This window comes from Pseudoalteromonas rubra, from assembly GCF_005887095.1.
Taxonomy (GTDB): Bacteria; Pseudomonadota; Gammaproteobacteria; order Enterobacterales; family Alteromonadaceae; genus Pseudoalteromonas; species Pseudoalteromonas rubra_E.
This window is the reverse complement of record NZ_PNCI01000019.1, coordinates 167,328-179,158: the sequence shown is the minus strand read 5'-3', so window position 1 is coordinate 179,158 and position 11,831 is coordinate 167,328. Positions and strand designations below refer to the sequence as shown.

At 48.9% G+C, this 11,831-nt stretch carries 13 protein-coding genes; 3 read left to right on the top strand and 10 right to left on the bottom strand.

Annotated elements, in window-relative coordinates:
• Window positions 1-13: 13 nt before the first annotated feature.
• The 4 genes from CWB99_RS10230 to sdhC are packed head-to-tail and all read right to left on the bottom strand — an operon-like array spanning window position 14 to window position 3,232.
• Window positions 14-733, bottom strand: a complete 720-nt coding sequence (locus tag CWB99_RS10230; protein WP_046003813.1) for a succinate dehydrogenase iron-sulfur subunit — start codon at window positions 731-733, stop codon at window positions 14-16.
• A 10-nt stretch (window positions 734-743) separates the two neighbouring features.
• Window positions 744-2,516 carry a succinate dehydrogenase flavoprotein subunit gene (gene sdhA / locus CWB99_RS10225; protein WP_010381483.1) on the bottom strand — a complete coding sequence of 591 codons (1,773 nt, stop codon included), beginning with the start codon at window positions 2,514-2,516 and terminating at the stop codon, window positions 744-746.
• A complete protein-coding gene (gene sdhD / locus CWB99_RS10220) occupies window positions 2,517-2,864 on the bottom strand; it encodes a succinate dehydrogenase, hydrophobic membrane anchor protein (RefSeq protein ID WP_046003812.1) in 348 nt (115 codons plus the stop codon).
• Window positions 2,855-3,232: a succinate dehydrogenase, cytochrome b556 subunit gene (gene sdhC, locus CWB99_RS10215; RefSeq protein WP_081694265.1), complete on the bottom strand. Its 378-nt coding sequence runs from the start codon at window positions 3,230-3,232 to the stop codon at window positions 2,855-2,857. The genes sdhD and sdhC overlap by 10 nt, the downstream gene beginning before the upstream one ends.
• Before the next feature lie 411 nt (window positions 3,233-3,643).
• Here sdhC and CWB99_RS10210 point away from each other — a divergent pair, with 411 nt between their 5' ends.
• The 3 genes from CWB99_RS10210 to CWB99_RS10200 all read left to right on the top strand — a co-directional run bounded on the left by CWB99_RS10210 (window position 3,644) and on the right by CWB99_RS10200 (window position 6,694).
• Window positions 3,644-4,930 (top strand): citrate synthase, encoded by a 1,287-nt coding sequence (locus CWB99_RS10210; RefSeq protein WP_046003811.1) that lies wholly within the window; start codon window positions 3,644-3,646, stop codon window positions 4,928-4,930.
• A 130-nt stretch (window positions 4,931-5,060) separates the two neighbouring features.
• On the top strand, window positions 5,061-6,284 hold the full coding sequence (locus tag CWB99_RS10205) for an aminotransferase class V-fold PLP-dependent enzyme (RefSeq protein WP_138551255.1): 1,224 nt from the start codon (window positions 5,061-5,063) through the stop codon (window positions 6,282-6,284).
• A gap of 2 nt (window positions 6,285-6,286) precedes the next feature.
• Complete coding sequence (locus CWB99_RS10200) at window positions 6,287-6,694, top strand: SufE family protein (RefSeq protein ID WP_138551256.1); 408 nt, start codon at window positions 6,287-6,289, stop codon at window positions 6,692-6,694.
• Window positions 6,695-6,716: 22 nt separating this feature from the next.
• On the opposite strand, the gene tcdA is transcribed toward CWB99_RS10200, so the two are convergent.
• The 6 genes from tcdA to msbA are packed head-to-tail and all read right to left on the bottom strand — an operon-like array spanning window position 6,717 to window position 11,826.
• Window positions 6,717-7,511, bottom strand: a complete 795-nt coding sequence (tcdA, locus tag CWB99_RS10195) for a tRNA cyclic N6-threonylcarbamoyladenosine(37) synthase TcdA (protein WP_138551257.1) — start codon at window positions 7,509-7,511, stop codon at window positions 6,717-6,719.
• A 1-nt stretch (window position 7,512) separates the two neighbouring features.
• Window positions 7,513-8,178 (bottom strand): TIGR01621 family pseudouridine synthase, encoded by a 666-nt coding sequence (locus tag CWB99_RS10190; protein ID WP_138551258.1) that lies wholly within the window; start codon window positions 8,176-8,178, stop codon window positions 7,513-7,515.
• Window positions 8,165-8,929, bottom strand: coding sequence for a 3-deoxy-manno-octulosonate cytidylyltransferase (kdsB, locus tag CWB99_RS10185; protein ID WP_138551259.1), 765 nt, complete (start codon window positions 8,927-8,929; stop codon window positions 8,165-8,167). Before kdsB ends, CWB99_RS10190 begins: the two co-directional genes overlap by 14 nt.
• Complete coding sequence (locus CWB99_RS10180; protein WP_138551260.1) at window positions 8,917-9,114, bottom strand: Trm112 family protein; 198 nt, start codon at window positions 9,112-9,114, stop codon at window positions 8,917-8,919. Before CWB99_RS10180 ends, kdsB begins: the two co-directional genes overlap by 13 nt.
• On the bottom strand, window positions 9,104-10,087 hold the full coding sequence (gene lpxK / locus CWB99_RS10175; RefSeq protein ID WP_138551261.1) for a tetraacyldisaccharide 4'-kinase: 984 nt from the start codon (window positions 10,085-10,087) through the stop codon (window positions 9,104-9,106). The genes CWB99_RS10180 and lpxK overlap by 11 nt, the downstream gene beginning before the upstream one ends.
• Entirely contained in the window at window positions 10,084-11,826 is a 1,743-nt protein-coding gene (gene msbA, locus CWB99_RS10170) for a lipid A export permease/ATP-binding protein MsbA (RefSeq protein ID WP_138551262.1), read from the bottom strand. The genes lpxK and msbA overlap by 4 nt, the downstream gene beginning before the upstream one ends.
• Between the last annotated feature and the right edge of the window lie 5 nt (window positions 11,827-11,831).

The following is an 11,831-nucleotide window of genomic DNA, read 5'->3' as shown; positions in this document are numbered from 1 at the left end:
ATTTAAATATGTATTAAACCGAACGATTTAACAACATAGATTTAATGTGTCCGATCGCCTTAGTAGGATTCAAGCCTTTCGGACAAACGCTTACACAGTTCATGATACTGTGACAGCGGAAGACGCTGAACGCGTCATCAAGGTCAGCCAGACGCTCTTCTGTCGCAGTATCACGGCTGTCAGCCAGGAAGCGATACGCGTGAAGAAGGCCCGCAGGACCGATAAATTTATCTGGGTTCCACCAGAACGACGGACATGACGTTGAACAACATGCACACAGAATACACTCGTACAGACCATCCAGCTTGTCACGTTCTTCAATGCTCTGAAGACGCTCTTCACCGCCAGTTGGCTTGTCGTTGATCAGGTAAGGTTTTACCTTCTCATACTGAGTGTAAAACTGGCTCATGTCGATAACCAGGTCACGGATAACTGGCAGACCCGGTAATGGACGAACGATGATCTTGCCTTTACCACCTTTTTGCAATGCAGATAAAGGAGTGATACAAGCCAGACCGTTTTTACCATTCATGTTTACACCGTCTGAACCACACACACCTTCACGGCATGAACGGCGGAAAGACAATGTTGGATCTTGTTCTTTCAACATTAACAGTGCATCAAGCACCATCATGTCGCGACCTTCTTCAACCTCCAGCTTATAATCTTGCATACGAGGTGCTGAATCTACGTCAGGGTTGTAACGATAAACAGATAATTCTAAAGTTGCCATCGCTTAGCTCCTAGTATGTACGTGCTTTCGGTGGGAATGCTTCACGTGTCTTAGGCGCAAAGTTTACTTCACGCTTAGTCATCGTGTCTGACTCTGGGTGATGCAGAGAGTGGCACAGCCAGTTCTCATCGTCACGCTCAGGGAAGTCAAAGCGAGAGTGTGCACCACGGCTTTCTGTACGGAAGTTAGCAGCAACGGCTGTTGAGTAAGCTGTTTCCATCAGGTTATCTAGCTCTAAGCACTCGATACGCTGGGTGTTGAACTCAGTAGACTTGTCGTCAAGACGCGCAAACTTAAGACGTTCACGGATTTCTTTAAGCTCTTTAAGGCCGTCCGCCATCGCATCACCTTCACGGAATACCGAGAAGTTAAGCTGCATACATTCTTGTAGATCTTTCTTGATCTGAACCGGATCTTCGCCTTTGCCTTTCTCTGAAGACTCCCAACGGTTAAAGCGTGCAAATGCCTGCTCAACGTCGTCAGAAGATGCATCACCTGTAGACTCGAAGCCTTGCAGGTAAGTACCCAGGAAGTTACCAGCCGCACGACCGAATACAACCAGGTCAAGCAGTGAGTTACCACCCAGACGGTTTGCACCGTGTACAGATACACACGCAATTTCACCAACCGCGAACAGACCTTCAATGATGCGCTCTTCGCCGTTTTCATTCACGTTCAGTACCTGACCATTTACGTTGGTCGGTACACCACCCATCATGTAGTGACAGGTTGGGATAACCGGAATTGGCTCTTTAGCTGGGTCAACGTGAGCAAATGTCTTAGACAGGTCACATACGCCAGGCAGACGCAGGTTAAGCATTTCTTCACCAAGGTGGTCAAGCTTAAGCTTAATGTGAGTACCCCAAGGGCCTTCACAACCACGGCCTTCACGGATTTCGGTCATCATTGCACGTGCAACAACGTCACGACCCGCCAGATCTTTCGCGTTAGGCGCATAACGTTCCATGAAACGCTCGCCGTCTTTATTCAGAAGGTAACCACCTTCACCACGACAACCTTCAGTTACCAGCGTACCCGCACCCGCGATACCAGTTGGGTGGAACTGCCACATTTCCATGTCCTGCATAGAAATGCCAGCACGAACCGCCATACCAACACCGTCACCAGTGTTGATGTGTGCGTTAGTAGTTGATGCGTAGATACGACCTGCACCACCGGTTGCCAATACAACCGCTTTCGACTTGAAATAAACAACTTCGCCGCTTTCGATGTCGATTGCAGTAACACCGACTACGTCGCCTTTGTCGTTTTTAACCAAATCAAGTGCGTACCACTCAGAGAAAACGTTGGTTTTGTTCTTAACGTTTTGTTGGTACAAGCAGTGTAGCAATGCGTGACCTGTACGGTCTGCCGCTGCTGCCGTACGTGCAGCCTGCTCACCACCAAAATTCTTAGACTGACCACCGAAAGGACGCTGATAAACACGGCCGTTCTCAAAACGAGAGAAAGGCAAACCCATGTTTTCAAGTTCAGTGATTGCCTCTGGACCCGTTTTGGTCATGTATTCGATGGCATCCTGGTCACCAATGTAATCAGAACCCTTTACCGTGTCGTACATGTGCCATTCCCAGTTGTCTTCGTGGGAGTTACCCAGCGCAACTGTGATACCGCCCTGCGCAGATACCGTATGAGAACGTGTCGGGAATACTTTAGAGATCAATGCACAAGTTTTGCCTGACTCAGAAATCGCAAGCGCTGCACGCATGCCAGCACCACCGGCGCCAACTACAACAGCGTCAAATTCACGAACATTATATTTCACTTAAACACCCCACAATACAAACAGGCCAACAGCAACATACGCCAGTGCCATCAGATTAAGTACAAAGCCCAGCACAGAACGCATCGTTGAACACTTAACGTAGTCCGTCAGAACCTGCCACAAACCAATGCGAGTGTGGACCATGATGCATACCAGTGTAATGAAAGTTGCCGCTTTAACAGCCAGGTTTGAGAATAAACCTGTCCAGGCTTCATAGCTGATTTCGGGCGTCAGCAGAAAATAGCCAACGATAAATACCGAATAAGCCAGGATGATTAGTGCAGTCGCGCGCAATGACACATAGTCTTGCACACCGTCGCGCTTCAGAGTTGCTTGATTTAAGACCATATCCACACTCCTGCCAGGATGGCTACGATTACCCACAGCGCCAATGCGATTTTTGCACTGGTGTTGCCCGATTCTAATTCTTCCCAGTGACCCATGTCTTGGATCATGTGACGTACGCCGCCAATGATGTGGTAAGACAATACAGTCAGGGTGCCCCACGCAATGAATTTCGCAATAAAGCCAGTCATTAGCTCTTTGACAAATTCAAACCCTTCAGGAGAAGAAAGAGACTCAGACCACGCCCAAATGACAAAGGTCAATGCGAAGAATAACGCAACACCGGTTACACGGTGCAAAATCGACGCTTTTGCCGTAGGTGGCATAGATATAGTCGTAAGATCTAGATTTACAGGTCTTTGCTTTTTCACAGTTACTTGCCCATCTTGCTCACAAAGGAGCTCATCTACTTGTTTTTATAAAACCACTTGCGCTGGTTGCACAAATGGCACACTCTAGATATACCTGTTTAAACACTGAGCGGTTCACTTTGTGAAAATGCCAATGTAAAAATAGGTTTACCCACAGACGACACGGTATAAAACCGTAGATAGTATATAAGGCCGAGCGGCCTTTTACAATTCTTGTTTAGATTGAGACGCTTGCGAATTAGCCGATGGTATAATATTTAAACGGCGTAGAATATTTATCATACATTTCTGCATAATTCTCAGAAAAATTGACTTTCCACCCCTATTTTAAGTTAGAATGATCTGAATTTGCTTAACATTAGTATCACAACATAACAATCAGAATATTGTTATTTCATAGGAGATAAATAGATGGCAGATAAGAAAGCCACAGTCCATATCGATGGTCATGATCCGATCGAACTCCCGATCTACTCTGGCACTGCTGGCCAGGACGTAGTCGACGTCCGCACACTTGGCGCTCACGGCTTCTTCACATACGACCCTGGTTTTATGTCGACTGGCTCTTGCGAATCATCTATTACTTATATCGATGGTGCAAAGGGTGTACTACTACACCGTGGTTACCCAATCGAGCAATTAGCAGAGCAATCTAACTACATTGAGCTGTGCTACCTGCTTCTGAACGGTGAATTACCAGACGATGCGCAACTTGAAGAATTTGCAAAGAACATCACGCACAACACTATGCTGCATGAGAAAATTGCGTCTTTCTTCCAGGGTTTCCGCGTTGATTCTCACCCAATGGCAATGCTGTGTGGTGTGGTTGGTGCACTGTCTTCGTTCTATCACGACGACCTGGACATCTCAGACGCTGATCAGCGTATGCGTTGTGCAATCAAACTGGTTGCTAAACTGCCTACCATTGCTGCGATGGCATACAAGTACAACACAGGTCAGCCGTTCGTATATCCACGTAATGACCTGAGCTATGCTGAAAACTTCCTGCACATGATGTTCTCAGTCCCAGCAGAAGAGTACAAGGTTAACCCTGTACTGGCCAAAGCTATGGACCGTATCTTCATGCTACACGCAGACCACGAGCAAAACGCGTCTACTTCAACGGTACGTCTTGCTGGTTCTTCAGGCGCTAACCCTTATGCGTGTATCGCAGCGGGTATCGCGTCACTGTGGGGTCCTGCGCACGGTGGTGCAAACGAAGCGTGTCTGAACATGCTGGAAGAAATTGGTACTGTTGACCGTATCGACGAATACGTTGCAAAAGCAAAAGACAAGAACGACCCGTTCCGTCTGATGGGCTTTGGTCACCGTGTATACAAAAACTTCGACCCGCGTGCGACAGTAATGCGTCAAACTTGTCACGAAGTTCTGAAAGAGCTGAATATTCAGGATCCATTGCTTGACGTTGCAATGAAGCTTGAGCAGATCGCACTGGAAGACCCGTACTTCGTTGAGAAGAAGCTGTACCCGAATGTTGACTTCTACTCAGGTATCATCCTGAAGGCTATCGGTATTCCGACCAGCATGTTCACTGTGATCTTCGCTATGTCTCGTACTGTTGGCTGGATCTCACACTGGAACGAAATGCTGTCTCAGCCTGGTCACAAGATTGGTCGTCCACGTCAGCTGTACACAGGTTACACTGCACGTGACTACAAAAAAGAAGGTGACAGATAGGCACCGCTTAACTGACACTTTGAAAAGGGTTGCCATTGGCAGCCCTTTTTTGTGTCTGGCCGTTAGGCAGACTTGCAAGCCAATATAAATCCGGTAAAATCCGCCTGCTCAGGCGCAGTAGGAGACCCTTTTGAACGATAACCCTTGCACACAACTTAGGCGTGATTTCCCCATCTTTGAGGTGTCGGTTGACGACCAGCCTTTGTGTTATCTTGACTCCGCTGCCACCACCCAGAAACCCAATCAGGTGATCCAGGCTGTAAAGGATTTTTACCAGTCTCAGAATGCCAATGTACACCGAGGTTTACACACACTGAGTGAGCAGGCAACCACAGCCTATGAGGCCGTACGGGGCAAATTAGCGCAGTTTCTTAATGTGCAAAGCCGGGAAATTGTCTGGACCAGTGGTGCTACCGCCTCTTTGAATTTAATTGCATATGGCCTGAGCGGCAGGCTTGAAAAAGACGATGTCATTTTGTTGTCTCCTTTGGAGCATCACGCCAATATCGTGCCATGGCAACTCGCGGCGCAGCGTACAGGTGCACGCATTGAGTTATTGCCCGTCGATACGCAAGGCATTCTCCAGCTTGAACAAGCTAAAGCGCTGATAGAGAGCTTAAAACCCAAAGTCATGAGTATTTGCCATGCCTCTAATGCGCTGGGCAATATCAATGATGTGGCAGCGCTGATAGCGAGCAGTAAAAACTCAGGCGCTATTACGGTCGTAGATGGAGCCCAATCTTTATTGCATTTGCGCCCCGATTTACAGCAGCTTGATTGCGATTTTTATGTGTTTTCTGCACACAAAGCACTGGGTCCGACGGGTTTGGGTGGTCTGTATGGTCGCTATGAATTGCTCAATGCCCTGCCCGTTTATCAAAGCGGCGGCGAAATGATAGACACGGTCAGTTTTAGTGGCACCACCTTTCGCCCGGCGCCTGAAAAATTTGAGCCCGGTACACCCAATATTGCCGGTGTTATCGGCTTTGGCGCAGCCCTTGATTACCTTGCAGCACAAGATCATGAAGCATTATTCCGGCATGAGCAATCACTGTATCAGAGCCTGCTTCAGCAACTAAGCGAAATTGACGGGATCCGGATTTGGGGCGATACGGCTAACAATGTCGGCACCGTCAGTTTTAGCTACAAAAACGAGCACCATTACGATCTGGCAACCTTACTCAATACCCATGGTATTGCCATCAGAAGTGGCCACCACTGCACACAACCGCTGATGGCGCATCTGGGCATTGAAGGCACCATTCGTGCCAGCCTGGCGTTTTACAACAACCAGCAAGACATCAGCCGATTTATTGTGGCACTGAAAGACACCATCAGTTTATTAGAAGAGTAATTATGGACTTATCACACATAGAGCACACTCTGGCTCAGCACGGCGCCTGGCAAGGCAAGTATCGCGAAATCATGCTACTGGGCAAGACACTTCCGGCCATGCCGGATGCGCTTAAAACGGATGCTGCGTTGGTGAAAGGTTGTGAGAGCAAAGTCTGGTTACATCTTGACCTGGATGAGCAACAGCAACACCTGGTCATTATTGCAGATTCTGACACCCGCATTGTTAAAGGTTTACTGGCAATTATTCTTGCATGTTATAACAACCAGTTACCGCAAGAAGCAGGTAAGCTTGATGCCTATGAGCTGTTTGACAAGCTGGGGCTGATTAAGCACCTGAGCCCCTCTCGCGGCAATGGGGTGCGCGCTATCGTAGAGCGTATTCATCAACAGCTTCAGGTGCTGCAATAGCACCTGAGATACATGTCGCGAATTAGCCCGCTTCTCGCGCGCGCTTGTCTAAGTATTTACGGATAGCTTTTGCTGCAGCAAAAAAGCCAAAACTGCCCGTTACCATAGTTGCAGAGCCAAATCCGGTCGCACAGTCCATATTCTTACTGCCATCAGCCATTTGTTTGGCTTTGCAGACACTGCCGTCACCGGTTGGATAAACCAATTGCTCGGTCGAATACACACAATCGACAGCAAACTTACGCTTCGGATTGGTCGTGAAGTTGTATTGCTTACGCAGCAGGTATCGGACTTTTGCAAGCAAAGGATCATGGGTGGTTTTAGCCACATCCCCATAGCAGATCTGACTAGGATCTGTCTGACCACCCGCGCCACCTGTGGTGATCACCGGAATTTTTTGCCGTTTACAGTGGGCGATCAGCGCCGCCTTTTCTTTGACTGCATCAATACAGTCGATGACATAGTCAAAACCCTGAATATGCTCTTTGATATTATCCAGGGTGATAAAATCATCTATCACCTCAACCTGACAATCCGGATTGATTGACTGACAACGCGCCTGCATGGCTTCGACCTTTGGCTGGCCTATCGTTTCAGTTTTTGCATGCAGCTGGCGATTGATATTAGTGACACAGATATCATCCAGATCAATCAGGGTAATTTTACCTATGCCGGTACGCGCCAGAGCCTCTGCAACCCAGCTACCCACGCCGCCAATGCCTATAACACAGAAGCTGGCTTCGCCAAGCCAGGTTAGCTCTGTATCTCCATACAAGCGGCCGATGCCACCAAATCTTAAGGATGTATCTTGCGTCATATTACCACTCTAACTCTCTGGGCTGTGCCCAGCTTTGCATTACTTCTGTGTCTGCCAGCTCAGCAAACTGTGCTCCGCCCTGTGGCAAAGCATAAAATGTCATTCTTTCGTTGCCCCACTCAAAGCTCAAGCAGTAAGCGTGCAGATAAACTCTGTCGGCCTCGTTGCCACCATAGCTGACATCGCCGAGGATAGGCGCTGACAAGCTTTTTAGCGCAACCCGTAACTGATGTGTTTTGCCGCTGTATGGCTTGAGTAAACAGGCTCTGAGACCCGGTGCTATGCTGGCACTGTAAAAGCGCGTAACTGCCGGGTTGTCCTGACTGGTTAACAACTTATACGTGCCGCGTCGGGATTTGGCCATGTCGCCTTTAACCCAGCCTTGCTTCTTTTTCGGTTTGCTATCAATCAGCGCCAGATAGAACTTATCCACGGCGCGATTGGTAAACAACTCAGTCAGCCTGGCAGCGGCATGACTTGAGCGAGCCAGCACCAGTAAACCGGACGTTACCTTATCGAGTCGGTGAACCGGGTAAAGCTGCTCACCCAGCTGCTCAGCCAATAAAGCAACAAAGCCGCTTTCCTCTTCACTGTGAAAACTCACCCCAGCGGGCTTATGTGCCACCACAAAATCCGGGTGACTGGCAATCACCTCAAAGGGAACCATTGAGGTACTCTACGACTCTTTTTAAATCTTCCGGTGTATCAACCCCGGCATAAACCGGGCGGCAAGCCTTGGCAATTTTAATACGATAACCGTGGTATAGCACACGCAATTGCTCAAGCGATTCCTGCCCTTCCAGCGGAGAAACAGGTAAGGCCAGATAGGTTTTAATGAAACCGGCGCGATAGGCATAAATACCCACATGACGTTGAAAATGTGCCAGTGGAATTTTGCTCTCATCCAGTTCCATCATGCTGTCACGCTGAAACGGGATGGAAGCGCGTGAAAAGTACAACGCATTGTGATGGGCATCCTGGACCACTTTAACGGCATTGGGATTCAGTACTTCCTGCACATCCGTTACATCAACGCTCAGCGTAGCCATCGGCGCTTCCTGAGCTTTATGCAGTAAGGTCGCCACCTGGGTGATGTTTTCCGGCGCTAACAAGGGCTCATCGCCCTGCACATTAACCACTAGGGTATCGTCGGCCAGGCCAAGCTGATCAACCACCTCTGCAAGGCGCTCAGTCCCCGACTGATGATCTTCTCGGGTCATCAGTACGTTCTCTGTAAAGGCTTTAGCGCGCTCAAACACCTGAGTGTTGTCGGTCGCGATGTAAACGGCTTTGGCGCCAGACTTTTGCGCCTGCTCGAACACATGCTGGATCATGGGTTTACCACAAATGTCAGCAAGCGGTTTACCAGGCAGGCGAGTTGAGGCGTAACGCGCCGGAATAACGACTATGAATTCCACTTTTCAACCTCATCAAGGGATAATTCACGCGCTTCGTTTTCCAGTAGCACTGGAATGTCGTTTCTGACAGGGTAAGCCAGCTTAGCAGCCGTGCTGATCAGCTCCTGATTGTCTTTGTCAAATCTCAGTTTTCCTTTGCAAACCGGACAAGCAATAATCTCGAGTAATTTAGTGTCAAAGGCCATGGTTGACTATCCCTTTTTGTTTTAATAACGAATTCAGTTGTTGTGTAAGCGCAGCACTGGGCTGGGCTTCTACTTTTAAATAATACCAATTTTCTTTGCCGAATGACTGGCATTTTACGGCGTCTTTTTCGGTCATAAAGACAGCCTGATCTTCGCACGTGGCAAAGTCGGCTGCGCTGTAAGCATGGTGATCGGCAAAATGCAGTGTAGCGGTCAGTTCAATGCCATCTGAGCGCAAGGACTGTTCAAATCGCTGCGGGTTACCAATGGCGCTTACGGCAACGCCCTGCCCGGCGGTTTGCGCAACCGCCTGATTGTCTTTCACGCTGAAATAGCCACTGCGAGCCAGCTCATAACCAACCCCGTCTGATTCTCCATTATAGACAACCAGATCTGTGTGCTTGAGACGCCCTGATGTTTCGCGTAAAGGACCGGCCGGTAGCAGCAGACCGTTGCCAAAACGGCGTTGTGCATCAACAATACAAATCTCGATATCCCGCGCCAGCTGGTAATGCTGCAGGCCATCATCGCTGACGATAATATCCGGCTTGTCTTCACGCATAAGCATTTCAATGCTGGCCTGGCGGTCGCCACCTATCATCACCGGGCAACCCAGCCGCTTGTATATCAATAACGGCTCATCGCCTGCTTCTACGGCGCAGCTGTTATCTGCCACCCGATATGGCAGACTGGGAGGCTTTGCACCATAGCCCCGGCTGATCACGGCTACTTTCAGGCCCAAAGACTCAAGGTATGGCACCAGCCACAACACGAACGGTGTTTTACCGTTGCCACCTATGCCGATATTACCAACGATGATCACCGGCACTGGCGCTTTATAGACACGCTTGAGGCCCAGCTTAAACAGCCCCCTGCGCAGTGAGCTCAGTAACCAAAATAGACCTGACAAAGGCAGCAGTAAGATATTTAACAGCCCTAATGGCTGATACCAGCTGCGCTCTAAGCGATTCATGCCTGCTCACCGTATTGCATCTGGCATAACGCGGCATAAATGCCCTTTTGCTCAAGCAGTGCCTGGTGTTTACCCTGCTCGACAATACGACCCTGGTCGAGCACATAGATACAGTCTGACTGTTCAATGGTAGACAGGCGATGTGCTATCACAATGGAGGTTTTATCTTTCATCAGGTTGTCGAGCGCTTGCTGGATCAACCGTTCCGACTCGGTATCCAGTGCCGAAGTCGCTTCATCGAGAATCAAAATAGGTGCGTTTTTAACAATCGCGCGGGCGATGGCAATGCGCTGACGCTGCCCGCCGGAAAGCATGACACCGTTTTCACCCACCATAGTATTCAAACCCTCAGGCAAGTCTTTAACAAACTCCCAGACATGGGCCTGTTTCGCCACTTCTTCTAACTCCTCCTGAGAATAAGCGCGCTCCAGTCCATACATGATGTTATTGGCAATAGTGTCGTTAAACAGCACTACCTGCTGCGACACAAGTGCAAACTGTTTACGCAGCGAAGACAGCGTGTAGTCCTGGAGTTTCACTCCATCGAGGGTGATCTCTCCTTCATCCCAGTCGTAAAAGCGCGGCAGCAGGTTCGATAAAGTCGACTTACCTGAACCACTGCGGCCCACCAGCGCGATACTCTGGCCAGCCTGAATTTGTAATGATAAAGATTTAATGACGGCTTCGTCTTTGCCCGGGTAACGGAAGGTCACGCCTGAAACTGCAATTTCACCCTTAACGCTGTCCGCCTCAAGCTTACCAGTGTTCTTTTCCTGCTCTTTATCCAGAATTTCAAAAATACTGGTCGCTGCAGCAATACCGCGCTGCAAATCACTGTTCACATTCGCCAGCTGTTTAAGCGGTCTGAGCATCATCATCATAGAGGTCGTCAGCGACACAAAGGTGCCCGAGGAGATGGTGTCTATCATTTCTGGCATCGCGATGATGGCCAGGATCAATGCCATGGCGCTGGCTGCAATAATTTGGATCACCGACACGCTCAGTGCGCGCGTTGCATCCATCTTTACACGTTGCTGACGATTGCGGTTGTTCACATCGGCAAAATGACTTATCTCTTTGTCCTGACCACCGAAGCCATGGATCACTTTATGCCCGGCCAGCATTTGCTCTGAACTGCGAGTCACCTCCCCCATGGCATCCTGAATATTCTTTGAAATTTTCCGAAAACGCTTGGAAACCAGATTCACTATCACGCCGACGATAGGGATCACCACTAAGAATATCAAAGACAACTGCCAACTGGCGTTGAACATCACCACCAGCAAAAATAGTACAAAGGCCCCTTCACGGATCATTACCTGTAAGGCACGGGTTATAGCCTGTTGCACTTGTTCAGTATCAAAGGTGATTTTTGAGATCATTTCGCCGTTAGAATGTTGATCGTGAAAGCTCACCGGCAAAAACAGCATGTGCTCAAACAAAGACTGACGTAGTTTTCTCACCACCTGAGAGCCCACGTAGCTCAGACAATACGACGCCATATAATTGAAAATACCGCGCCCAATAACCAGCAACACCACCACGATGGGCGCCATTTTTAACACTTCGGCGTTGCGCTCTGTCAGACCATCGTCAATAAACGGCTGCATTAACTGAACGAACAGCGCATCCATAGCGGCGTAACCGAGCATGCCAATAATGGCAAACAGGGCCGGCACTTTAAAGTCGAAGGTGTAACTCAGAAGCCGCTTGTAGATCTGCTTGGCGGATTGTTGCATAGTGT